Source organism: Bradyrhizobium sp. SZCCHNS3052, assembly GCF_032484495.1.
GTDB lineage: Bacteria > Pseudomonadota > Alphaproteobacteria > Rhizobiales > Xanthobacteraceae > Bradyrhizobium.
In genome coordinates this window covers 13,941-37,438 of record NZ_JAUETB010000022.1, presented here as the reverse complement: position 1 = coordinate 37,438, position 23,498 = coordinate 13,941, and the positions used below count along the sequence as shown (strand labels likewise).

Sequence of the window (23,498 nt, the reverse complement as noted above, 5' to 3'; positions counted from 1 at the left end):
GCCCCGCGTTGACCGTTTCTTTCGAATGCCCATCGCAACCTCCTCATCGAGTGTTGCGACGACCAATTGAATCCGCCTCCGGCCCTCCCTGCGCGATGGCGCTACGGCTGCTTCGCGTTCTCCCCGGTGCGCCGGGCTTTTGGGTCACCGTCACCCACGCGGCGCCATTGGCGCCAGCGCAGGCTTGATACTGGCATCGGAGTATCAGGACCACGCGACTTGACCGTGCGAGCCGATGTTGTTCGTCCGCGCGAATGACCACGCTGCAAACCGGCCCGCCCATCACATCCCACCTCCACGCTTCGTGACGACCGCGCAGCGCCCCTCGTCGATGAGGCGGGACAGCGACAAACAATCACGATTTTCCGAAATTGCCAAGCAGGATATTTTTTCTGCCGGGACTGGACAGCCCAAATCAGCCTGGACTTGCTCGTGAAATCGGATTCCGGACGCAGCGGCGATCGGGCGGATATGAAGCCTCGACAGGCTTGTCCGATCTCGGCGTGAGGGGCATGAGTCGCCCGACGAGCGGCATTCTGATTGGCGTCAGTCCTCGACGCGCAGCCCGTCACCATCGACGTACCAGTCGGCACGTGACGCCCAATGCACATGGCGATCGGGAGCGGCGCCGAGCGGCTCGTCGAAGCTCCCGGCGGGAATGATCGCCTCGCGGCCGCTGCGCGTCAGATGCGGCATCGAGCTGCCGCAAGTGCTGCAGATGGCGGTGGCAAAGCTGCGCGCCTGCGGCAGGTCGAACCGTGTGACGTTCGCCTTGCCCCGCATCCAGCGCAGCGCCGACGCCTTGACGATGACCTCACAGGAGTGCGCCGTGCCGCTGGCCTTGCGACAGCGCGAGCAATGGCAATTGAGGAAGTTGTCGAACGGCCCATCGACCTCGAAGCCGACCCGGCCGCAGAGGCAACTGCCGCGGAACGTGGTCATGACGATCTCCTGTCGTGGTCTGGAACGGAATGCCCAAGAGCGCGGCACGCGTGGAGGATGTTATTTATCCTCATTACATCTTTGTGGCTATTAGGACGACTGAAGGCCAGCCGCGGTCGCCGCGCTGTTAGTAGGTAGTCTGATCTTCCCAAGGCGGAACATTCATTTGTTGTGAGTCATCCTCGACGTCGAGAGTCAATCATTTCGAGTGATTTGGAACCAGCCCGAGCGGGCAGCGCCTTCCCGCATTTGCATGGCTCAGGGGTGATTCGGTCACTTTGAGGACATGTTTGGACGTTGATTGGCGCGCGGCAGGGGGATTTCACAGTGTACAGGAGTCCTCCGAATGTACCGCGTTGTAATTGTCGTCGCCGCATTGCTGGCTCTCTCCGTTCAAGCCGAGGCCCGTCCTCGTCACCATCATCATCACTACTCGTACCGTCACCATCACTCCTTCATGAACGCCATGGCCTCGATCCCCGGCGAGGGCCGCGTCGTCGGTGGCCGGCCGTCGGGATGCCCGCATGCCTTCTGCGGCTGCGAAGCGTCGCTCTACACGTTCGGCCGGGTCATTCCCGAGTTGAATCTCGCATCCAACTGGCGTCGCTTTCCACGCGCGGCTCCCGCACCGGGCATGGCGGCGGTCCGCTCCGGCCACGTCATGATCCTGCAGCAGCAGGTCGCCGGCAATGTCTGGTATGTGCATGACGGCAATTCCGGCGGTCACGTCACCCGCGAGCATCCGCGGTCGATCGCCGGCTACGCGATCGTGAACCCGAACGGCGGTTCCACGATGTTCGGCGCAGCGGCTCGTGTCACGCGCGAGGCCCGTGCGCCGAGATATCAGCGGTTCGCCCGCAATGCACGCTCCGACGGCTGGATGGCCAGCGCGGCGCCGATGGCCTTCAACTAGGTCCCGACGCCGTCGCGGGCGGGCGGCATGCAGCTATCAAGTCGGGAACTGCATGCCGCTTATGCCGACGCGGACCGCGCCTCGCGTCTGAACAGCACGTAGAGCGCCGGCAGCACCAGCAGCGTCAGCATCGTCGACGAGGTGATGCCGCCGATGACGACGGTGGCGAGCGGGCGCTGGACCTCGGCGCCGGCGCCGGTCGCGATCGCCATCGGCACGAAGCCGAGCGAGGCGACCAGCGCCGTCATCAGCACCGGCCGCAATCGCGCCAGCGCGCCCTCCTCCACCGCGGCCCGCACCGAGCGTCCCTCCCGGCGTAGCCGTTCGATGAAAGCGATGATGACCAGGCCGTTGAGCACGGCGACGCCTGACAGCGCGATGAAGCCGACGCCGGCCGAGATCGACAGCGGCAGGCCGCGCAGCAGCAGCGCCGCGATGCCGCCGGTCAGCGCCAATGGCACGCCGGAGAACACCAGCGCGGCATCGGCGAACGAACCCATGCTCATGAACAGCAGCAGGAACACCAGCGCGAGCGCGATCGGCACCACGATCGTGAGACGCTTGGTCGCCGACACCAGTTGCTCGAACTGTCCGCCCCAGCCGATCCAATAGCCTGGCGGCAGCTTGACCTTCTCCGCGACGGCGGCCTGCGCCTCGGTCACGAACGAGCCGAGGTCGCGGGCGCGAACATTGGCTGACACGACGATCCGCCGCTTGCCGTTCTCGCGGCTGACTTGGTTCGGCCCCGGCGCCGAAGCCACGGCCGCGACCGACGACAGCGGCACGTAGCGCGGCTGTGCGGCCGGGGAGAAGGCGGTGCGCAGCGGCGCGGCATTCGCCTCCTCACCCGCCGGCAGTGGAATCGGGATCGCGCGGATCGCATCGAGATTGCCGCGCAGACGCTCGGGCAGGCGGACGACGATGTCGAAGCGGCGGTCGCCGTCGAACAGCTTTCCGGCCGCCTTGCCGCCGATCGCGATTTCGACCACGCTCTGCACCTCGGCAACGCTGAGGCCGTAGCGCGACAGCGCCTGGCGGTCGATCCTGACCGTCAGGATCGGCAGCCCCGCGACCTGCTCGGTCTTGACGTCGGTCGCGCCATTGACGCCGCGGATCGCGGCTTCGACCTGGCGCGCCGCGCCCTGCAGGATATCGAGATCGTCGCCAAAGATCTTGATACCGACGTCGCTGCGCACGCCGGAGATCAGCTCGTTGAAGCGCAACTGGATCGGCTGCGAGATCTCGTAGTTGCTGCCGGGGATCTCGTCGGCCGCCGCCTCGATCTCGGCGACGAGCTGCGCCTTCGGCTTCGCCGGGTCGGGCCACGCCTGGCGCGGCTTCAGCATGATGTAGCCGTCACCCTGCGACGGCGCCATCGGATCGGTCGCGACCTCGGCCGTGCCGATGCGGGTGAACACGTCCTTCACCTCCGGGATGCGTCGCAGCCGCGCGTCCAGCGCCTTCTGCAGGTCGACCGAGAGGGTGAGGCTCGTTCCGGGGATGCGCAGGGCCGCGAGCGCGACGTCGCCCTCGTCAAGGCTCGGAATGAACTCGCCGCCCATGCGCGTCGCGGCAAAGCCGCTCGCCGCGACGATCGCCGCGGCCACGGCTGCGACCATCAAGCGGTACGCGATCACGCCGCGCAGCAGCGGCGCGTAGACCCGCCGCGCGCCGCGCATGATGAGGTTCTCCTGCTCGGATACCTTGCCGGTGACGAAGATCGCGACCGCTGCCGGCACGAAGGTGATCGAGAACAGCACGGCGGCACCGAGCGCCATCAGCACCGTCAGCGCCATCGGCGTGAACATCTTGCCCTCGACGCCGGTCAGCGTCAGCACCGGAAGATAGACCACGGCGATGATGCCGGTGCCGAACAGGCTCGGCCCGATCACCTCGCGCGCGCCGCCGACGATGGTCTGCAACCGCTCGGCGGTCGTGAGCAGTCCGCCCTTGCGATGCTGCGCCTGGGCCAGCAGCCGCAGGCAGTTCTCGACGATGATGACGGCGCCGTCGACGATGATGCCGAAATCGATCGCGCCGAGGCTCATCAGGTTGGCGCTCACCCTGCTCTCGACCATGCCGGTGATGGTCATCGCCATCGACAGCGGGATGATGCAGGCTGTGACCAGTGCGGCCCGGATGTTGCCGAGCAGGAGGAACAGCACGACGACGACCAGCGCGGCGCCTTCGAGCAGGTTCTTCTCCACGGTGCGGATCGTCGCTTCGACCAGATGGGTGCGGTCATAGAGCGTGCGCGTGACCACGCCCTCGGGCAGCGACTTCGCGATGTCGTCGAGCCGGGCGGCGACGCGGCGCGCAACGGCGCGACTGTTCTCGCCGATCAGGAGCATCGCCGTGCCCAGGATCGTCTCCTCGCCGTTGAGCGTCGCCGCCCCCGTGCGCAGGTCGCGCCCTTCGGTCACCTCGGCGACGTCTCCGATGCGCACCGGCGTGCCGCCGCGGGCGCCGATCACGATGTCCTTCAGCTCGGCTGCGCTGCCGACCTGGCCGGGCGCGCGCACCAGATACTGCTCGCCATTGTGCTCGATATAGCCGGCGCCGACATTGGCATTGTTGGACGCCAGCGCCGCGACCACGTCACGGAAACTGATGCGATAGGCCATCAGACGGCCGGGATCGGGCAGCACGTGGAACTGGCGCTCGAAGCCGCCGATCGTGTTCACCTCGATCACGCCCGGCACGCCGCGCAGTTGCGGTCGGATGATCCAGTCCTGGATGGTGCGCAGATCGGTCGGCGAGTAGTCGGTGCCATCAGGCGTCTTGGCGCCGGGCTTGGCTTCGACCGCATACATGAAGATCTCGCCGAGCCCGGTCGAGAGCGGTCCCATCGCGACCTCGACGCCCGGGGGCAGCTGATCCTTGATCTGCTGGATGCGCTCGTTGACGAACTGGCGCGCGAAATAGATGTCGGTGCCGTCCTGGAACACGACGGTGACCTGGCTCAACCCATATCGCGACAGCGAGCGCGTGTAGTCCAGCTTCGGCAGGCCGCCCATCGCGGTCTCGACCGGGAAGGTGATGCGCTGTTCGGTCTCGAGCGGTGAGTAGCCGGGCGCCTTGGTGTTGATCTGCACCTGCACGTTGGTGATATCGGGCACGGCGTCGATCGGCAGCCGGGTGAAATTCCAGGCGCCGAATCCGGCGGCGGCGAGCGCAACGATCAGCACCAGCCAGCGCTGGCGCACGGCAAATCCGAGGATCGCGTCAATCATGCTCGGCCTCCCCCTTGCCCATCTCCGCCTTCACCACAAAGCTGTTCTCGGCAACGTAGTGTTCGCCGGCGGCGAGGCCATCGCGGATTTCGACATAGGTCGGGTCGGACTCGCCGGTGACCACGGGGCGCGCCTCGATCTTGTCGCCCTCCTCGCGCACGAACACGACGGTCTTGTTCTCCAGGGTCTGGATCGCGCTCGCGCGGACCGCCACGGCGACGCTGCGCTTGGCGAGAACCAGCCGCGCGGTGACGAACAGGCCCGGGCGCAACCGGCCGTCGGGATTGGCCAGCACGACGCGGGCAAGCGCGGTCTGCGTCTCGCTGGCGCCGACGGGGGCGATGTAGGACACGTGGCCGCGGATCGCGCCGCGTCCGTCATCGGGATCGATCAGCACCTCGTCGTCGAGCCGGACGCGCCGGAGATCCTGACGGTAGATCGACAGGTCGACCCAGATCGTGGAGAGATCCGCGACCACGAAGGCCGGCTTCTGCTCGGAGGCGTATTCGCCGAGCGAGATCTGGCGGTCGATGATGGTGCCGCCGATCGGCGCCTTGAGATCATATGAGGTCAGGCTCTGATTGCTCTCGATCGCGGCGAGCAGTTCGTCCTTGGCGACGGTGTCGCCGATGCGCTTTTTGATGGCACGGACGATGCCCGGAAAGCGCGGCGTCACCTGCACCAGCGCTTCCTGATTGGCGCGCAGCACGCCGTTGAACGCCAGCGTATCGGACAAGGTCGCAGGGCCGGCTTCGGCGAGCGCGACGCCGGCCGCGGCGAGCTTCACGTCGCTGATGCGGATGCGGTCGGCGCCATGCTCGTCCTGCTCGACATGGTCCTTCGGTGCCTTCTCGGCATGATCGGCATGGCCGACGGTTGCCTGGGCCTGCGGCTCCGCCTCGACCAGCAGGCGCGATGCGCCGGCGCCGGCGGCGGCCGCCAGGATGACAATGAGGATGACGGTGGATGGTCTCATCGCGCAGTCTCCCGTTCCAGGGTGAAGGGACGGCCGACCAGGCCTTCGATCGTCGCCACGGCGACATGGATGTTCTGCAGCGCCTCCTGCTCGCGCAGCCGCGCCTGCGCCACGCTCGCCTGTGCGTCCAGCACCTCGAGCAACGAGAAGCGGCCGGCGCTGTAGCCCTGCGCGATCTCGTCGGCCGCCTCCTGCGCCTTCGGAATTGCGATCTCGCGCAGCACGGACAATTCCCGCAGCGAGCCCTGCAGCGAGTCGTAGGCGCGGCCGGCGATCACCAGCAGCGCGTTGCGGTTGGCCTTGCGCTCGGCTTCGGTCTTGGCGAGGCTTTCCTGCGCCGAGAGGATGTTGCCCTGGTTCTGGTCGAACACCGGGATCGGCACGGAGACGCTGAGCCTGACGGCGTCGTCCTGCGTGTCGTTGAAATGCCGCCAGCCGGCACCGATGCGGACGTCGGGGTACGGCTTCAGCCGCGCCAGCAGCAGCTCGGCATTGCGCTGCGCGTAGACCGCGGTCCAGCGGACGAGCTGCGGATTGGCATCGATCGCCGCGATCACGGTCTGGAACGCCGGCGGCTGGCCGGTCGCATCGAACCGGCCGGTGACGGCCGAGAGCTTCGCCGAGCTGTCGCCGATCAGCACGGCGAGCTCGCGGCGTGCGCTCGAAAGCGTCGCCTTGACGCGCTCGCGATCGGCGCGCACCAGCGCCGAGGCGACCTCGGCGCGGCCGGTCTCCGCCGGCGACGACGCGCCCGCCTCGACGCGACGGCGCAGCAGCGGCGTCAGGCGATCGAGCGCTGCGACCTGATCGTCGAGGATCTGGATGCGCCGCTGCGTGGCGAGCACCGTCACGAAGGCGATCGCGGTCTCCGACAAAATCTCCAGCCGCACCGCCTGGCGCTGGATCTCGGCGGCGCGCACGCCGGCCTGGCCGGCGGCGATGCGGGCGTCGCGCTTGCCGAACCATTCGAACGCCTGGCTGATCTGCAAGGTCGTCTCGGCCGATCGCGTGCCGCGATATTGACCCGAGCCGAATGAATTGTCCTGCTCGTAGGACAGCTCGGGATTGAGCAGCGCGCCGGCCTGGAGCCGCTGGCCGGAGGCGATGCCGATGTCGCGGTCGGCGGCGGATAGCCGTGGATTGGCGGCGAGGGCGCGCGACAGCGCCGCGCGGAGGGTCAGCGTCTGCGCCGCGGAGGCGTGCACGGACAGAGCGAGCAGGGCTGCGGCGCCGATGGCACGCGCAGCCATCCCGGGGAATGGCATGAGATGAACCTGTCTGGACGGGCAAGGATGGACGGCATCGGCCGTCCGGCACGTTGCGTCAGCTCAGGCGTTTTGGCGGCGGAGACTCGGACTCGGGGAGGACGCCTGCACTGAGCAGGGGAACGGCCCAGCCGGTTGCGGCCACGACCTCGGCCGGGACGGCGGCGAACTGCGGCTGCGGCACGGCCACCGAGAAGCAGCCATGGCAATGATGGTCGGCGATGCCGCGCTGATCGGTGTGGCCCGCTCGGTCGAGCAGCGACGCGATCTCCGGCTTGCCCGCGGAGGGATGGGCGACGTCGATGTCACAAGCGCCGTGCAGCGCGCCCGCGAGGACATAGGCGAGCATCAGGCAGGCAGCCACGATCCGGAGCAGCATGCGCGAACGGCTCGTGATGTCTCGTTTGCCAATGCTGCGCACCGCGCCCCCTGTTCGGCGAGCGGATAGCACGTGGCCGGCGCGGTTGTCGATCAGCAACAATGTAACAAGCGGAACCGCTCATGGCGCGCCAAGGGCGGGCGCCAGGATCACGCAGGCGAGCAGCGCCAGGGCCGCAGCGCTGCAGCGATAGCCGAGCCACGCCGGCACGACATGTCCGAGACCGCAGCGCAGCGTCGCGCCGAGCACGATCCAGGCTCCTCCGATCGTCGCGGTCGAGAGCCCGAGCACGACCAGGAACGGCCATAGGCTCGCCGCATCGCCTTCCGGCGGCAGCAAGGTGAAGGCGAAGATGATGGCCTTTGGATTGAACAGCGTCGTGATGAACACGCCGCGCAGGGTGACCGGCGCCGCATCGCTTGCGCCGCTGCTGCTGCCATGGCGCCAGAGCGCGGCCGCGAGGTGCAGCAGATAGAGGACGACCACGACACGGAGAGCATGTCCGACCAGCGGCGCGGTCGCAACGAGCGGACCGAGCGTGATGCGCAGCGTCGCGATCGCGAGCAGATAGCCGGCAAGCTCGGCGAGCAGCAGATGAACGGATGCGCGCGCGCCACGGCTCGCACCGGCAGTGGCGAGCAGCGTGTTGGTTGGGCCGGGCGTGACGAGCAGCGCGGCGCCCGCCGCGCCGAAGGTCAGGATATCCATGACCGCATCAAGCACGCGCGCCATGCGCCAGCCTTGACGAGCGTCAACGTCCGGCGCCGCGGGCCGCAGTCCCGTTTTCCGGAACGGCTCGTATGTCGGCTTCATTGCGGACGATGGTCGGCCGCGCCGCATGATAGGATCGTATGGCAGCATGCAGGGCGATTGATTGACTTGGCTCTCGTGCAAACTAAGGTTCGCGGCCGGAAGTGGAACAGCGCCTGATCATCGCACCGTTCGGACGCGTAGCATCGATGGTCGGCGCGCAAGGATCGGAAGACAGATGACGTTGGCGATGAGCTGGGACGAGTGGGCCCGGCATGATGGCATGGCGCTGGCGGCGCGCGTTCGCAATGGCGAGCTGACGGCGGCGGAGCTGGCGCGGCAGGCCGCCGAGGCAATCGCAAAAGTCGATCCCGCGCTGTCCGGCGTGGTCGAAGTCTTCGCCGACGCCGTCGAAGATCCGGCGAAGGCCGGCGCCAATCTCGCAGGCCCCTTCGCCGGCCTGCCGTTCCTGATGAAGGATCTCGGGCCGACCATGGCCGGGCGCCTGCAGGAGCAGGGCTCGCTGTTCATGCGCGGCAACCGTCCCGCCGCCGACACGCACCTGACGGCGAAGATGCGCAAGGCCGGCCTCAACCTGATGGGCCGCACCACCACGCCGGAGTTCGGCGTCTGCAGCTCGGCCGAGAACCCGGCCGTCTACGTCACGCGCAATCCGTGGAATACCGACTACACAACCTGCGGCTCGTCGGCCGGCAGTGCGGCGATGGTCGCGGCGGGCGTGGTGCCGATCGCGCATGCCACCGATGGCGGCGGCTCGATCCGCATTCCCGCGGGCGTCAACGGCAATATCGGGCTGAAGGTCTCGCGCGGCGTGTTCTCGATCGCGCCGCATCTGTCGGATCTCTCCGGCCTCGTCTCGATCCAGGGCTGCCAGTCGCGCAGCGTGCGCGACACCGCAGCGTTCGTCGATCATTGCCGCGGCGGCGCGCCGGGCGAGTTCATGCCGTACTGGACCACGCCGGAGCCTTACGTCGAGCTGATCAAGCGCGATCCCGGCAAGCTCAGGATCGCGCTGTCGCATCAATGGGGCGACTATCGCGCCACGCCGCACTTCGCTTCAGAGCTGGCGCGTGTCGGCAAGTTCCTCGAGGGCCTCGGCCACCACGTCGGCTACGCGCTGCCCGACGTGGATTATCGCGCCGCATTCGCGGCGCAGACCACCTGCTACATCTCCAACTTCGCGATCGTCATCAACAACCTGCTCGCGTCGCGCAAGCTCGAGCGGCCGCCGGCCGAGCTGATCGAGCCGATCAACATCCGCATCTGGGAGGCCGGCCGCGATACCAGCTTCGCCGAGCGCGCGGCGATGCAGGCGGTGTTCAACACCACCTCGCGCGCCTTCGGCGCCTTCTTCGAGGACTGGGACATCATCCTGACGCCGATCACGGCGCTGCCGACCCCGAAGATCGGCACCACCGAATATCTGACGATCAGCGACAATCCGGACGTGCTCGACTGGTTCGAGAATCTCTGGCGCAACTTCGCGTTCACGCCGCTCGCCAACCTCTGCGGCATTCCGGCGATCTCGCTGCCGCTCGCGACCAACGAGCACGGCCTGCCGCTCGGCATCCAGGCGATCGGCAAGCAGGCCGACGACGGCCTGCTGCTGCAGTTGGCCGCCCAGATCGAGCGCGCGATCGAGGGCAAGTGGAACGGCGGTACCACGCCCGCCGTCCACGTGACCAAAGCCTGAGCCGCAACCACGAGCGCCCCGCCGGCCACTGATCCGGCGGCGCCCATCGATCGTTGTTCAGCGTGGACGGTGCCGGCCGGAGCCGGCGCGTCGCACTGATCGGCGAGGGCGAACGTGACGGACGAGCGGATTGCGACGCGTTCCGGCAGGGAGGCGGCAGATGCCGCCCTGCCCCGGCGCGGCATTTGGGTCGCGTGGTGACGCCATGCCGAAGATGCGGCGCAAGGCCGACTTGCCGACCAGGATATGCGCTGCGTGCGGCCGCCCGTTTGCGTGGCGGCGCAAATGGGCACGCGACTGGAACGAGGTGAGATACTGCTCGGACCGCTGCCGATCCGACCGCGGCCGGACGCCCACTGCGATCGCCAGGAGCCGCGGAGGCTAGCGTCATGATGTCCGGCGTCCCCGCTTCGATGCGCATTCTCGGCCTCGCCGGGCTGATTCCGTTCGCGGGCCTCGCCGCATTGGTGATTGCAGGTGACGGTCCGATCCGGCTGGCCGCGCTGCGCGCGCAGATCGGCTATGGCGCGGTCATCGTGAGCTTTCTCGGCGCGATCCATTGGGGCGTCGCCGTGCAGACGCCGGCGCTGGCAGGCTGGCCGCGCATGAGCTGGGGGGTGACGCCGTCCCTGCTCGGCTGGGTCGCGCTGTTGCTGCCGGCGCTGCCCGCGTTGGTGCTGCTCGCAGCCGCGCTGCTGACCGCCTTGGTCTACGATGAGTTCAGCTTCGGCGGCGACGATCGACGGGCCTGGTTCCTGAAGCTGCGGCGGCTGCTCAGTCTTGGTGCAATACTGTCTCTGCTCGCCACGCTGATAGGCATCGTGGTCAAGGGCGCGCTCTGACGGCCACCGTTGTGGACAATGCGGCAATCCCTCGGGCAAGCTCGCATATCCACTCGCGAGGCGCCATGAACATCCTGCTGCTCAATCCCAACATCCGCACCGACATCACCGACCTGATGCTGCAGGTCGGCCGGGAGGCTGCTGCGCCCGGCACCACCCTGATCCCCTGCACCGCGCCGCGCGGCGTGCCCTACATCGCCACCCGCGCCGAGGCGCAGATCGGCGGCGCCGTCGCACTGGAGATGCTGGCGGAGCGTCACGGCACCTTCGACGCTGCGATCATCGCCGCGTTCGGCGATCCCGGCCTGTTCGCGGCGCGCGAGCTGTTCGACGTGCCGGTGATCGGGCTTGCGGAGGCCGCAATGCTGACGGCCTGCATGGCCGGACGGCGCTTCGCGATCGTCACCTTCGCGCAGGCGCTCGGCCCCTGGTACGAGGAGTGCGTGCGCATGCACGGGCTGATGGAGCGCTGCGCCGGCATCCGCATGCTCGACGGCAGCTTCAAGCAGATCTCCGACGTGCAGCACGAGAAGGAGGAGCTGCTGGTCGAGCTGGCGCTGCGCGCGGTCGAGGAGAACGAGGCCGACGTCCTGATCTTCGCCGGCGCGCCGCTGTCCGGCCTCGCGGCCCGCGTCGCGCATCGTATCCCGGTGCCGGTGGTCGATCAGGTGATCGCGGCGGTGAAGCAGGCCGAAGCACTGCTCGCCTTGAAGATGCGCAAAGCCACCGCCGGCACCTTCCGCCGCCCCGCCGCGAAGCCGACGACGGGCTTGCCCGCGGCGCTGGCCGCACGGCTGGAGCATCGCGACGGTTAGCTGGACGGCACTGTTAGTGGGCTTGCTCGATCCGTGCCTCTCCCCGCAAGCGGGGCGAGGGAGCGCATCGCCGTCGGCGCACGCCCGTGCCTCCTAGCTGGAATGGCATCTTAATACTGGCGTACCTGTCACACCCTCTTTTGTACACAAGCAGCCGCCACTGCCTGAAAAGGCGGCACGCTTCTTGCTTTTTCAAACGAATAGAGCAGGAAGCCCATGGCCAGCGTATCGGAAGCCAAGTCGCTCGTTCTGGATCGGATCACGCACCGCTTCGCCAGCGGCACGATGGCCGTCTCCGACATCAATCTCGATGTGAAAGGCGGCGAGATCATCGCCCTGCTTGGGCCCTCGGGCTGCGGCAAGACCACGCTTTTGCGCATCATCGCCGGCTTCATCGGCCAGAGCGAGGGGCGCGTCATCATCGGCAACGACGTCGTCGACGCGCTGCCGCCCAACCGCCGCGCCGTCGGCATCGTGTTCCAGAACTACGCCCTGTTTCCGCATCTCTCGATCACCGAGAATGTCGGCTACGGCCTCGCCGCGCGCGGCGTCGACAAGGCGACGCGCAACAAGGAAGCGCAGCGGCTGCTCGACATGGTGCAGCTCGGCCCGTTCGGCGAGCGGCTGCCGCGGCAGTTGTCCGGCGGACAGCAGCAGCGCGTGGCGCTGGCGCGCGCACTGGCGATCAAGCCGTCGATCCTGCTGCTCGACGAGCCGTTCGCGGCGCTCGACAAGAATTTGCGGCTCGACATGCAGATCGAGGTCAAGCGGCTGCAGCGCATGGCGGGCACCACAACCTTGATCGTGACGCACGACCAGGAGGAGGCGCTGTCGATGGCCGACCGCGTCGCCGTGCTGAGCCATGGTCATCTCGAGCAGTTCGGCACGCCGTCCGAGATCTACGACCAACCGCAGACGCTGTTCGTGAACAGCTTCGTCGGCACGGCGAACAAGATGAAGGGGACCGTGATCGCGACCGACGCGGGCAGTGTCAAGGTTGGTCTGGAGGCCGGCGGCGAGATCATCGCGCGCGCACCGCATCCGGTCAGTGCCTCAGACAAGGTCACCGTCTGCCTGCGTCCCGAGCACCTCACCTTCGTCAGCGACGACACCGGCTTTGCCGGCGAGATCGGCATGGCGTTGCCGCTCGGCGCCACCGTCGTCCACGAGATCAAGGCCAAGGACGGATCCAGCATCAAGATCTCGCAGGCCCGCACCGGCGGCACGCCGCTGCGCGAGGCCGGCGCCCCGGTGCGGGTCGCACCGATCGCACCCGGCCTCGCCACCGTCTTCCCGCAATAGACCAACAGACACATCGGAGTGGAACATGATGCTTGATCGCCGCCGGCTCCTGACCAGCGCCTTGACGCTGGGAGCCATGCACGCCTTCCCGGGCTTGAGCCTCGCGCAGGCGCGGCCGCTGGTGTTCGCGACCTTCACCGGCAGCTGGGAAGAAGCACATAAAGCCGTGCTCGTCCCTGCCTTCCGCAAGGCCAACACCGATGCGGCGATCGTGCTCGATCCGATGCTGTCGGTCGACCAGATCGCCAAGGTCAACGCCGCCAAGGCCAATCCGCCGATCGACGTCATGCTGCACGACCCGGGTCCGGCGCTGGTCGCGATCGGCCAGGATCTCGTCGAGCCCTACCCAGCCGACAAGAGCACCTATTTCAAGGACCTGATTCCGGAAGCGCAGGACGCGATGGGCCCGGCGCCGTTCTTCCAGGTCGTCGGCCTCACCTACAATCCAGAGACGGTGAAGACGCCGCCGACCTCGTGGGCCGATCTGTGGAAGCCCGAGTTCAAGGGCAAGGTCGGCATCACCAATCTGAACTCCACGCTCGGCACCGGCTGGCTGGTCGAGATCGCGCGCATGCGCGGCGGCTCGGAAGCCAATGTCGACGAAGGCTTCAAGGCGCTGGAGGAGCTGAAGCCGAACCTCGCCGCCGTCGCCGCCAATCCCGGCGCGCTGGCGACCCTGTTCCAGCAGGGCCAGATCGACATCTCGCCCGGCAACTTCAACGCCATCCAGATCCTGAAAGCGCGCGGCGTGCCGGTCGAGTTCGTGGCGCCCAAGGAAGGCGCGATCGCCTTCAAGACCACGATCCACATCGTCAAGAACTCGCCGAACCAGGAGCTCGCCTTCAAGCTGATCGAGGCGGCGCTGTCACCGGAGGTGCAGACTATCCTGATGAACTCGCCCTATCTGATCGTGCCGACCAACACCAAGGTCGCGATGACCGGCGAGATCGCCAAGGTGCTCGCCAAGGACACCGCGGAGCTGAAGAAGAAGTTCGTGTTCCAGGACTGGAAGAAGATCAACGAGCAGCGCGCGTCCTGGATCGAGAAGTTCAATCGCGACATCAAGATCTGACGCGATGAAGAGCGCCACGACCGCACCTGGAGACGTGACCAGCTTCAGCCTGGGGCTTGCTCTGCCCCTGGGCCTGGTGTTCGCGATCTTCTTCGTGCTGCCGCTGGCGCAACTTCTTTTTCTCTCGCTGCACAACGACACCGCGGCGACGGTGTGGGGGCTCGGCCAGTACGTCAAATTCCTGACCGACCCCTTCAGCCTCGCCGTGCTCGGCTCGACGCTTCTGCTCGGCGCCGAGGTGACGCTCGCCTGTCTCGTGCTCGGCTATCCCATCGCCTGGCTGTACCAGCGCTCCGGCAGCCGGGTGCAGACCCTGATCATCATGATCGTGCTGCTGCCGCTGCTCACCAGCGTCGTCGTCCGCACCTTCGCCTGGATCGTGATCCTCGGGCGGCAGGGCATCATCAACTCCGTGCTGCAGTCGCTCGGCCTGATCGGCACGCCGCTGCGCATGATCTACACCCAGGGCGGACTGATCGCGGCGCTGGCGCAGGTGCAGATGCCGCTGATGGTGCTGCCACTGATCACCGCGATCGGCCGCATCGATCCCAATCTCTCCGACGCCTCGGCCTCGCTCGGCGCCGGTAGCTGGCGCACCTTCGTCAAGGTGATGCTGCCGCTGTCGATGCCCGGCATCATCGCCGGCTGCACCCTGACTTATGCCGCCGCGATCACCGCCTTCATCACGCAGTCCCTGGTCGGCGGCGGGCAGATGCTGTTCATGCCGATGTATCTCTACCAGCAGGCCTCGACCCTGCAGAACTGGCCGTTCGCCGCGGCGATCTCGATCATCTTCCTGTTCGCAGTGCTCGCCATCGTCGCGCTGTTCTCGACCCTCGGGCGGCGTGCCCGCGGCTATGGAGACGCCAGATGAGCCAGCGCCAGCGCAACTGGGAAGCGCTGAGCTTCCAGATCGTGATGACGGTGGTTGCCGTGCTGGCGCTGATCCTGATCGTGTCGCCGTCGCTGGTCGTGGTGATCGTCTCCTTCACGTCCGGCTTCTCGCTGAAATTCCCGCCGCCGGGCTATTCGACCCGCTGGTACGTCGAATTGTGGAACGCCTGGCAGCTGCAGTTCGCCGCACGCAACAGCGTCGTCGTCGCGCTATGGTCGACGGGTCTGTCGATCATGCTCGGCGTCGCCGCGGCGCTGGCGATCTCGCGCTCGAAGACGCTCACGGCGAAGCTCCTGGACTCGTTGTTCATGTCGCCGCTGGTACTGCCGGCACTCGCCTTCGGCTTGGCGGCGCTGATGTTCTTCTCGCTGATCGGCCTACCGGTGTCGCTGCTGACCCTGGTGATCGGCCACACCATCGTCTGCGTGCCCTATGTCGTCCGCAACACCGTCGCGGCACTGGCCCAGCTCGAGCCGACCCTGCTGGAAAGCTCGGCGATCCTCGGCGCCTCCAGGCTCTACACGTTCCGCCGCATCGTCTTGCCGCTGATCCGCCCCGGCATCATCTCCGGTGCCTTCATCGCCTTCATGTCATCGTTCGACAACGTGCCGGTGTCGCTGTTCCTGCGCGACGCCGCCACCGACATGCTCCCGATCCGCATGTGGCAGGACCTCGAAGGCAAGCTCGACGTCACCATCGCCGCGCTGTCGAGCGTGCTGATCATTGCCACGATCGCGCTGATGACGATCATGGAGCGCACCACCGGACTGTCGAAGCGGCTGACGGGTTGAGGCTGAGTGCCCGTTCCTGAAATTGGGAGTTCGTGCCCGTCCAACTCCAAGCCGTCATGGCCGGGCTTGTCCCGGCCATCCACGTCGGCCGGCGATCGTGGATGGACGTGGATGCCCGGGACACGGGCATGACGAGTATTTCCTTGGCAGTCAGGATCGTCCAACCATCAGCGTACGACGGCGCGAGCTGTACCTCAGGCCCCACGGAAGATCGAATAGCCCCAGGGAGTGAATTTGAGCGGCAGATGAAAGTGCTCCTCGACCTTGTCGATCGCGAAGCGAAACGGCACTGTGGTGAGGAATTTCGTCTGAGCGCCAGTCCCGAAGAACTCGCCGACATGAAACAGCACCTCATACTCGCCGGCGGTCACGCCGTCGCCCTCGACGACCGGCGCCTGCAGAGTGCCATCGGCGCCGAGCTGTCCCTCCGCGAGCAGCGTGCGATCGGGCGTCACGCGCCAGATCGCGACGCGCAGGCCACGCGCGGGGCGCCCGTTCGCCACATCAACCGCATGAACCGAGATTCCACCGGCCATTTCGTGCTCCGCTATCAGGTTGTCGCGGCATGATAGCCGCGAAGCAAGCATCAACGCCAGCGCCGCCGCTGTGGCCTGCAGTCGCTGCGATGACCGCGCTGCAGGCCCTGGTGTCGCTGGCGCTGTTCGCGCCGGGCGTCGTGGCGCCGCGCGCTGGACTGAGCATCGAGCAACTGTCGCTGTTCTCCACCACAGCCTTCACCATCAGCCTCGTCTCCTCGTTCTGGGGCGGCACGCTGGTCCAGCGCGTCGGCTCGCTGCGCGTGGCGGCCCTGTGCGCGGTCGCCGTCTGCGCTGGCATGTCGCTGGCGCTGTTCGAGAGCGGATGGGCGCTGCTCGGGGCCGGGCTGATGCTCGGCCTTGCGGTCGGACCGGAGACACCGGCAAGCTCGGCGCTTCTCGGACGGCTCGTGCCGGCCGAGAAGCGCGCGATGGTGTTTTCGATCCGGCAGACCGGCAACCAGATCGGCGCCGTCGTCGGCTCGCTGCTGCTGCCGCCGATCGCCGTGCTGCTGGCGCCGAGCTCCGCCTATGCCGCCGTGATCGTCTGCGCCGCCATCGCCGTCGCCGGCTTCGAGCGTCTCAGACCGGCCTATGCCATGACGCCGCCAACCATGCCGCGGCTCGGCCTGTTCGATCGATTGCGACTGATCAGCGCCGACCGCCGCATGGCCGCGCTCGCCGTCGCCTCGATTCCGTTCAGTGGCCTGCAGGTCATCCTCAATACCTGCTTCGTCAGCTTCGGCACGTCAGAGCTCGCGCTGAGCCATGTCGAGGCCGGCTGGGTGCTGGCGTCGGCGCAAGGCGCCGGCCTGATGGGACGGCTGGGCTGGGGCGTGGTCGCGACGCGCCTGCGCTCGGCGCGCGCCGTGCTGGTGATGGCGGGCGTGGGCATGGCCGTCTGCGCGATGCTGCTCGGTCTCTGCGGGCCACTGCTGAGCCGATCGATCCTGATCCTGCTCACGATCGTGTTCGGGCTGACGGCGAGCGGCTGGAACGGCGTGTTCATCGCCGAGATCGCCAATCTCGCCAAGCCCGGACGCGTCGCCGAGGCGACAGGCGCAGTGCTCACCGCCTCGTTCCTGGGCCTTGTCGCCGCACCGCTGCTCGTCGCGCTGCTGACTCCCCGCGTGGGACTCGGCGGCAGCTTCGTCGCACTCGGATTGACGGCGGCCGCAGGCACAGCCGTACTGCTGATGGAGCGATCCCATGCGCGCAAGTGACATCGCACGCGCTGTCATGGCGCGGCAAAGCACCGCCAGAGAGATGGCCGAGCAGGCGCTGGCGCGGATCGCGGCGGCCCATGACCTCAACGCCGTCGTCACCACAGATCCGGCGCGAACGAGCGCCGAGGCCGTTGCCGTCGATGCGCGCGTGGCCGCCGGCGAAGCAATGCGGCTCGCCGGCGTGCCGATCGTGGTCAAGGACAACATCTGGGTCGAGGGCTGGCGCATCACGCAGGGCTCGCGGCTGTTCGCTGATTTCATCGCGCCCGAGGATGCGATCGCGATCGCGCGGTTGCGCCGCGCTGGCGCCGTGATCGTTGGCATCGGCGCAACTTCCGAGTTCGCCTGCAAGGGCGTGACGACCTCGCGGCTGTTCGGACCGACCGTTCATCCGCAGGACCGGCAGCTCACGCCCGGCGGCTCGTCGGGCGGTCCCGCCGTTGCGGTGGCGGCTGGGCTCGTGCCGCTCGCGATCGGCACCGATGCCGGCGGCTCGAGCCGCCGGCCGCCGGCCCATGTCGGCGTGGTCGGCTTCAAGCCGTCGTTCGGTGCCATTCCCTACGGCCCGGGATTCCCCGAGCCATTCTGGCGCATCTCGGTGATTGCGCCGATTGCGGCCGATGTCGGCGATGCCAGGCTTGCATTCGAGATCATGGCCGGCGCCGATCCGCGCGATCCTGATACGTTCGATGTGGCCGCGGCGGATCATGCAACGCCGCCGCGCGTGGCGTTCTCGCCGCGGCTCGGGCTGGACGTCGCGGTCGATGACGACATCAGCGCTGGCCTGCAGCGGGCGGTCGACCGCCTCCGCGCCGGTGGCATGCCGATCGTCCACAAGGATCCCGTCTGGCCGCCGGGCCTTGCCGAGGACGCGGTGATGCCGCTCCAGCATGCCGGGCTGGCCGCGCTCTACGGCGATGCCTTCCACAATGATCCGGCGCAATTCGATCCAGATATCGCCAAGCAGATCGAGCGCGGGCTCGGCCTGAGCGGCGCCGACGTCGCGCGTGCGCTCGAGGCAAGCGCGCAGATCGCGCGGGCCTTCGCAAGCTTCTTCACACAGGCCGACGTGCTGCTGGCGCCGACCGTGCCCTGCGTCGCCTGGCCGTTCACGCAGCTCGGCCCGTCCGAGATCGGCGGCAAGCCGGCGAGCCCGCGCGCGCATGCGGTGTTCACGCCTTACGCCAATCACGCCGGCGTGCCGGCGATCTCGATCCCCTGCGGCGCCAACGTTCACGGGCTGCCATTCGGTCTGCAACTCATCGCGGCCCGCGGCCACGACCGCCTGCTGCTCGATGTCGCTGCCGACGCCGAGCGGATCCTTGCTCAGTCCTGATCGAACTTCTTCGCCAGCCGGGCCCGGGTGATGTGGCCGATCTGGTCGATGGCGTTGGCGATCTCGCTGTCCGGGTCGTTGCCGATGCGACGCTCCATCTCGGCGATGACCGAGGGGCGGTCGGCGTGCAGCGCCAGAGCGACGATCAGCGGCATGCCGAACTTGTCGCGATAGCGGCGGTTGATGTCGGCGACGCGCTCGAACTCGGCGCGCGACAGCGAGGTGAAGCCGAGCCGACCCTGCTCGCCGATCGAGTCGTTCGTCATCTCACCCGCCAGTGCCTCGCGGCCGGCGAGCTCCGGATGGGCGCGGATCAGCTTCAGCTTCTCGTCGCGGCTCATGGCGCGGACGACGTTCATGAGCGTCGTATGCAGCGCATCCGCGGCGTCGTCGAATGCGGACAGGCCGGCGCGATAGGCGCGGTCGGCAATCTCCGGGGAGTGCTCGAAGATGTCGCCATAGCGCTCCACGAACAGCACGCGCGACATCTGCGAGGGCCGCCACGCGCCGGCCGGCGGATGCGTCCGGATCCAGTGCCGCGCGATGTCGAGCCGGGTCGCGACCCAGACCTTGTCATGACCCGTGATGTAGTCGAGGAAGCGCGCCAGCGCGGCCGCGCGCCCGGGGCGGCCGACCAGCCGGCAGTGCAACCCGACCGACATCATGCGCGGGCTCTCCGCGCCCTCCGCGTAGAGCGTATCAAAACTGTCCTTCAGATAGGCGAAGAACTGGTCGCCGGAATTGAAGCCCTGCGGGGTGGCGAAGCGCATGTCGTTGGCATCGAGCGTATAGGGCACGATCAGTTGCGGGCCGTGCGGCCCTGCGATCCAGTACGGCAATTCGTCCGCATAAGAATCGGCGCTGTAGACGAAGCCCTGCTCGTTCAACACGATGTCGAGCGTGCGCTCCGACGTGCGGCCCTGGTAGAAGCCGAGCGGCCGCTCGCCCGTCAGCTCGGTATGGAGCCGGATAGCCTCCTCGATATCGGCGCGCTCGTCGACCTCGGGGACATCGCGGTAGTCGATCCATTTCAGGCCGTGGGAGGCGATCTCCCAGCCGGCTTCCTTCATCGCAGCAACAGCATCCGGATTGCGCGCCATCGCGCTCGCGATGGCGAACACCGTCACCGGCAGCTTGCGCGCGGTGAACATCCGCCACAGCCGCCAGAAGCCGGCGCGCGAGCCGAACTCGTAGATCGATTCCATGTTCATGTGGCGCTGGCCCGGCCACGGCTGGGCGCCCACGATCTCGGAGAGGAAGGCTTCGGAGGCAGCGTCACCGTGCAGGATGTTGTTCTCGCCGCCCTCCTCGTAGTTGATCACGAACTGCACCGCGATGCGGGCATCGCCGGGCCAGCGCGGATGCGGCGGCGTGCGGCCGTAGCCGACCATGTCGCGCGGATAGACGTCAGCACTCATCCGGATCAGCTCCCGCGATAGGTCTGGTAGCTCCAGGGCGTCGCGAGCAGCGGCACATGATAGTGCGCGCCGGCGTCGGCGACGGAAAAGCGGAGCGGGATCAAGTCCAGAAACAGCGGGTCTTCAGAGGCGAGGCCATGGGCCTTGAAATAAGCTCCCATATGGAAGGTCAGCATGTAGGTGCCGGTGGTGAAGTCATCGGCCGCCAGCACCGGCTGGTCGGTGCGCCCGTCGGCATTGCTCCGGACCTGCTTGACGCGGCGCCAGGAGCCGTCCGGCTCGAGGACATCGAGATCGATCGCGACGCCGGCCGCGGGCTTGCCCCTGACCGTATCCAGAATATGCGTGCTCAGCCGCCCCATGCATCGTTCCCTCTGCTGCCGGTTCGGAACACTATCAGCGCCAGGTTAAAGGTTCGAGGCGATTTGCAGTTCAGTCTCAGCCTACGGGCTGGTCACGTCGCGCTCCTTGCCGAAGCGCTCGACCAGGAAGTCGATGAACAGCCGCACCTTCACCGAGAGGTGCCGCGTCGGCGGATAGATCGCATACAGCGCGAGCGGCGGCGCGGCGTAATCGGCGAGGATCGCGGTCAGCGCGCCGCTCTCGAGCGCGTCCGCCGCAATGAAGCGCGGGATCAGCGCAATGCCCTGTCCCCTGATGGCGACGTCGCGCAGCACCTCGGCATTGTTGACGCACAACGACCACGCCGGCTGGACCCAGTGGTCGCCGTCGCGGCCGGTGAGCTTCCACTGATTGCCGGTCAGCAGGAAACCGTAGGTGAGAGAGGTGTGACGACGCAGCTCCTCCGGGCTGCCAGGCGTGCCGTGCCGCGCGAGATAGGCCGGCGCGGCGCAGATCACGCGCTCCACCGGCATGATCCGCCGCGCCACCAGGCTCGACGATTCCAGCTCGGCGATCCGCAAGGTCACATCGAAACCGTCCTGGACCGGATCGAGCAGGTCGTCGCTCAGCACGATCTGCAACTGCAGCTCGGGATAGCGGGCCATGAAATCGGCGACGACGGGACCGAGCCGCATGGTGCCGAACGACATCGGCGCGTTGACGCGCAAGAGCCCGCGCGGCGCGGCCTGCGACTGGCTGACGGCCTGATCGGCGGCGTCGAGCTCGGCGAGAATCGAGACTGCGCGCTCGAAATAGAGCTGTCCGGTCTCGGTCGGGCTGGCATGGCGGGTGGTACGGACGATCAGCTGGACGCCGAGGCTCGCCTCCAGCTCGCCGATATATTTCGAGATCGCCGAGCGCGACAGCCGCAACTGCCGGCCGGCCTCGGCGAAGCTGCCGCTCTCGACCACCTTCACGAAGGCCCGCAGGCTGCTCAGCTTGTCCATAGGCCCGCCATTGTCGCCAAATCGTAGACAGAGACGTCACAAGAGCACGGATTGTCTCCAAATCAAAGCCGGCCAATATTGTGCCCAGGAATTCAACGGTCCTTTCGGGGGCCCATCGACAGGAGACCCACATGCCCGGACTGCACCACGTGACTGCGATTGCCGGCGATCCGATCCGCAATTTCGGCTTCTACACCCGCGACCTCGGGCTGCGCTTCGTCAAGAAGACGGTCAATTTCGACGATCCCGGCACCTATCATTTCTACTACGGCGATGAGACCGGCCGCCCCGGCACCATCCTGACCTTCTTCCCCTGGGCCGGCGTGCGGCCGGGCCGCCGCGGCGTCGGCGAGACCCACCAGACCGCGTTCCGGGTGCCGCAGCGCTCCCTTGGCTACTGGACGCAGCGCCTGACCGAGAAGGGCATCGCCTATGAGGCGCTGGAGAAGCGCTTCGGTGAATCCGTGCTGCCGTTCGCCGATCCGGACGGCATGGCGCTCGCGCTGGTCGGTGTCCCCGGCGCGGAGAACGAGCCCGGCTACAGCAATGGCGACATTCCGGCCGAGCACGCGATCCGCGGCTTCCACGGCGTGACCCTGCTGCTCGACTCCGCCGAGAAGACCGCCGCCGTCCTCACCGATGTGTTCGGCTTTGCAGAGCAAGGCTGCGAAGGCTCGGTCATCCGCTTCAAGGCGCCGGGCGACGCGCAGGGCAGCGTGGTCGACATCTACGAGGCCAAGGGCTTCCTGCGCGGCGCGCAGGGCGCCGGGTCGGTGCATCACATCGCCTTCCGCGCCGCCGATGACGCCGCACAGGGCGTGATGGCGCAGCGGCTGGTCGATCGCCACGGCCTGCATCCGACCGAGCAGAAGGACCGCAACTACTTCCGCTCGATCTACTTCCGTGAGCCTGGCGGGGTGCTGTTCGAGATCGCGACCGATATCCCGGGCTTCGCGGTCGACGAGCCGGTCGCCGAGCTCGGACGAAACCTGAAGCTGCCCGCTTTCCTCGAATCGCACCGCAAGCAGATCGAAGGCGTGCTGCCCAACCTCGAAGAGGCCGCATCATGACCGTGGCATTGTCCTTCACCCACCGCTTCCAGCCCGGACACACGGCGGGAGCAGCTCCACTGCTGCTCCTGCACGGCACCGGCGGCGACGAGAACGATCTGCTGCCGCTCGGCGCCACGCTGTCGCCCGGCGCCGCCCTGCTGTCGCCGCGCGGCCAGGTGCTCGAGCATGGCATGCCGCGCTTCTTCCGCCGGCTTGCCGAGGGCGTGTTCGACGAGGACGACGTCCGCCGGCGCGCGCTGGAGCTCGGCGCCTTCGTCGGCGAGGCGCGTCAGCACTACGGGATCGGAGCGCCGGTCGCGGTCGGCTACTCCAACGGCGCCAACATCGCCGCCGCGCTGCTGCTGCTGCAGCCGGAAGCGCTGACCGGTGCAGTGCTGTTCCGCGCCATGGTGCCGCTGGCGCATCCTCCGGCCGCCACGCTCGCGCGCCGGCCGGTGCTGATGCTGTCGGGGCTCGCTGATCCGATCGTGCCCGCCAGCAATTCGGCGAAGCTGTGCACGCAGCTCACCGAGGCCGGCGCCGACGTGACCCACACGACGCTTCCGGCGGGGCACCAATTGTCGCAGGCGGATGTGACGTTGGCGCGCGACTGGCTCGCCGGACTGCCGCAGGCGATCGCCGCCTGAAGACGCTTGCGGCTGTCGCGGCTCCTGGCCAAGAATGTGGTCTCA

At 67.6% G+C, this 23,498-nt stretch carries 23 protein-coding genes; 13 read left to right on the top strand and 10 right to left on the bottom strand.

Features of this window, described 5'->3' with window-relative positions; all coding sequences use genetic code 11:
* Positions 1 to 546: 546 nt before the first annotated feature.
* Positions 547 to 942 (bottom strand): GFA family protein, encoded by a 396-nt coding sequence (locus QX073_RS33955; RefSeq protein WP_316227078.1) that lies wholly within the window; start codon positions 940 to 942, stop codon positions 547 to 549.
* A gap of 346 nt (positions 943 to 1,288) precedes the next feature.
* On the opposite strand from QX073_RS33955, the gene QX073_RS33950 reads away from it, so the two are divergent.
* On the top strand, positions 1,289 to 1,855 hold the full coding sequence (locus QX073_RS33950) for a hypothetical protein (protein WP_315825903.1): 567 nt from the start codon (positions 1,289 to 1,291) through the stop codon (positions 1,853 to 1,855).
* A gap of 59 nt (positions 1,856 to 1,914) precedes the next feature.
* On the opposite strand, the gene QX073_RS33945 is transcribed toward QX073_RS33950, so the two are convergent.
* The 5 genes from QX073_RS33945 to QX073_RS33925 are packed head-to-tail and all read right to left on the bottom strand — an operon-like array spanning position 1,915 to position 8,416.
* Positions 1,915 to 5,088: a CusA/CzcA family heavy metal efflux RND transporter gene (locus QX073_RS33945; RefSeq protein ID WP_316227077.1), complete on the bottom strand. Its 3,174-nt coding sequence runs from the start codon at positions 5,086 to 5,088 to the stop codon at positions 1,915 to 1,917.
* Positions 5,081 to 6,064: a divalent metal ion exporter adaptor subunit IhpB gene (gene ihpB, locus QX073_RS33940; protein ID WP_315713695.1), complete on the bottom strand. Its 984-nt coding sequence runs from the start codon at positions 6,062 to 6,064 to the stop codon at positions 5,081 to 5,083. Before ihpB ends, QX073_RS33945 begins: the two co-directional genes overlap by 8 nt.
* Positions 6,061 to 7,329 (bottom strand): divalent metal ion exporter subunit IhpA, encoded by a 1,269-nt coding sequence (ihpA, locus tag QX073_RS33935; RefSeq protein ID WP_316167311.1) that lies wholly within the window; start codon positions 7,327 to 7,329, stop codon positions 6,061 to 6,063. Before ihpA ends, ihpB begins: the two co-directional genes overlap by 4 nt.
* Before the next feature lie 58 nt (positions 7,330 to 7,387).
* Positions 7,388 to 7,807 carry a hypothetical protein gene (locus QX073_RS33930; RefSeq protein WP_315825900.1) on the bottom strand — a complete coding sequence of 140 codons (420 nt, stop codon included), beginning with the start codon at positions 7,805 to 7,807 and terminating at the stop codon, positions 7,388 to 7,390.
* Between the two features lie 21 nt (positions 7,808 to 7,828).
* The gene (locus tag QX073_RS33925) at positions 7,829 to 8,416 is read right to left on the bottom strand and encodes a LysE family transporter (RefSeq protein WP_315825899.1); all 588 of its coding nucleotides are present in this window, start codon (positions 8,414 to 8,416) and stop codon (positions 7,829 to 7,831) included.
* A gap of 280 nt (positions 8,417 to 8,696) precedes the next feature.
* Between QX073_RS33925 and QX073_RS33920 the strand changes: the two genes are divergently transcribed.
* The 8 genes from QX073_RS33920 to QX073_RS33885 all read left to right on the top strand — a co-directional run bounded on the left by QX073_RS33920 (position 8,697) and on the right by QX073_RS33885 (position 15,889).
* Positions 8,697 to 10,172 (top strand): amidase, encoded by a 1,476-nt coding sequence (locus QX073_RS33920; protein WP_315825898.1) that lies wholly within the window; start codon positions 8,697 to 8,699, stop codon positions 10,170 to 10,172.
* Between the two features lie 205 nt (positions 10,173 to 10,377).
* Positions 10,378 to 10,557 carry a DUF2256 domain-containing protein gene (locus tag QX073_RS33915; RefSeq protein ID WP_315713691.1) on the top strand — a complete coding sequence of 60 codons (180 nt, stop codon included), beginning with the start codon at positions 10,378 to 10,380 and terminating at the stop codon, positions 10,555 to 10,557.
* Positions 10,558 to 10,561: 4 nt separating this feature from the next.
* Positions 10,562 to 11,014, top strand: coding sequence for a DUF3429 domain-containing protein (locus QX073_RS33910; RefSeq protein ID WP_316167307.1), 453 nt, complete (start codon positions 10,562 to 10,564; stop codon positions 11,012 to 11,014).
* 65 nt (positions 11,015 to 11,079) lie between these two features.
* Positions 11,080 to 11,829 carry an aspartate/glutamate racemase family protein gene (locus QX073_RS33905; protein ID WP_315713689.1) on the top strand — a complete coding sequence of 250 codons (750 nt, stop codon included), beginning with the start codon at positions 11,080 to 11,082 and terminating at the stop codon, positions 11,827 to 11,829.
* A gap of 216 nt (positions 11,830 to 12,045) precedes the next feature.
* Positions 12,046 to 13,131, top strand: coding sequence for an ABC transporter ATP-binding protein (locus QX073_RS33900; protein WP_315825895.1), 1,086 nt, complete (start codon positions 12,046 to 12,048; stop codon positions 13,129 to 13,131).
* Between the two features lie 25 nt (positions 13,132 to 13,156).
* On the top strand, positions 13,157 to 14,203 hold the full coding sequence (locus QX073_RS33895) for an ABC transporter substrate-binding protein (RefSeq protein WP_316227076.1): 1,047 nt from the start codon (positions 13,157 to 13,159) through the stop codon (positions 14,201 to 14,203).
* 4 nt (positions 14,204 to 14,207) lie between these two features.
* Positions 14,208 to 15,077: an ABC transporter permease gene (locus QX073_RS33890; RefSeq protein ID WP_316227075.1), complete on the top strand. Its 870-nt coding sequence runs from the start codon at positions 14,208 to 14,210 to the stop codon at positions 15,075 to 15,077.
* Complete coding sequence (locus QX073_RS33885; RefSeq protein ID WP_315713685.1) at positions 15,074 to 15,889, top strand: ABC transporter permease; 816 nt, start codon at positions 15,074 to 15,076, stop codon at positions 15,887 to 15,889. Before QX073_RS33890 ends, QX073_RS33885 begins: the two co-directional genes overlap by 4 nt.
* A 194-nt stretch (positions 15,890 to 16,083) precedes the next feature.
* Here QX073_RS33885 and uraH (QX073_RS33880) read toward each other — a convergent pair whose 3' ends face one another.
* A complete protein-coding gene (gene uraH, locus QX073_RS33880) occupies positions 16,084 to 16,425 on the bottom strand; it encodes a hydroxyisourate hydrolase (protein WP_315713684.1) in 342 nt (113 codons plus the stop codon).
* Positions 16,426 to 16,454: 29 nt separating this feature from the next.
* Here uraH (QX073_RS33880) and QX073_RS33875 point away from each other — a divergent pair, with 29 nt between their 5' ends.
* Complete coding sequence (locus QX073_RS33875; RefSeq protein WP_316227074.1) at positions 16,455 to 17,648, top strand: MFS transporter; 1,194 nt, start codon at positions 16,455 to 16,457, stop codon at positions 17,646 to 17,648.
* Positions 17,635 to 18,987: an amidase gene (locus QX073_RS33870; RefSeq protein ID WP_316227073.1), complete on the top strand. Its 1,353-nt coding sequence runs from the start codon at positions 17,635 to 17,637 to the stop codon at positions 18,985 to 18,987. The genes QX073_RS33875 and QX073_RS33870 overlap by 14 nt, the downstream gene beginning before the upstream one ends.
* Here QX073_RS33870 and puuE read toward each other — a convergent pair.
* The 3 genes from puuE to QX073_RS33855 form a co-directional block, all read right to left on the bottom strand.
* The gene (gene puuE, locus QX073_RS33865) at positions 18,978 to 20,405 is read right to left on the bottom strand and encodes an allantoinase PuuE (protein WP_315713681.1); all 1,428 of its coding nucleotides are present in this window, start codon (positions 20,403 to 20,405) and stop codon (positions 18,978 to 18,980) included. The two genes, QX073_RS33870 and puuE, sit on opposite strands and share 10 nt — an antisense overlap.
* Positions 20,406 to 20,410: 5 nt before the next feature.
* The gene (gene uraH, locus QX073_RS33860) at positions 20,411 to 20,767 is read right to left on the bottom strand and encodes a hydroxyisourate hydrolase (RefSeq protein WP_315713680.1); all 357 of its coding nucleotides are present in this window, start codon (positions 20,765 to 20,767) and stop codon (positions 20,411 to 20,413) included.
* A gap of 81 nt (positions 20,768 to 20,848) precedes the next feature.
* Complete coding sequence (locus tag QX073_RS33855) at positions 20,849 to 21,754, bottom strand: LysR family transcriptional regulator (protein WP_315713679.1); 906 nt, start codon at positions 21,752 to 21,754, stop codon at positions 20,849 to 20,851.
* A 131-nt stretch (positions 21,755 to 21,885) separates the two neighbouring features.
* Here QX073_RS33855 and QX073_RS33850 point away from each other — a divergent pair, with 131 nt between their 5' ends.
* Both QX073_RS33850 and QX073_RS33845 read left to right on the top strand, forming a co-directional pair.
* Positions 21,886 to 22,824, top strand: a complete 939-nt coding sequence (locus QX073_RS33850) for a ring-cleaving dioxygenase (RefSeq protein WP_315713678.1) — start codon at positions 21,886 to 21,888, stop codon at positions 22,822 to 22,824.
* The gene (locus QX073_RS33845) at positions 22,821 to 23,453 is read left to right on the top strand and encodes an alpha/beta hydrolase (RefSeq protein ID WP_315713677.1); all 633 of its coding nucleotides are present in this window, start codon (positions 22,821 to 22,823) and stop codon (positions 23,451 to 23,453) included. The genes QX073_RS33850 and QX073_RS33845 overlap by 4 nt, the downstream gene beginning before the upstream one ends.
* The last annotated feature ends 45 nt before the right edge of the window (positions 23,454 to 23,498 follow it).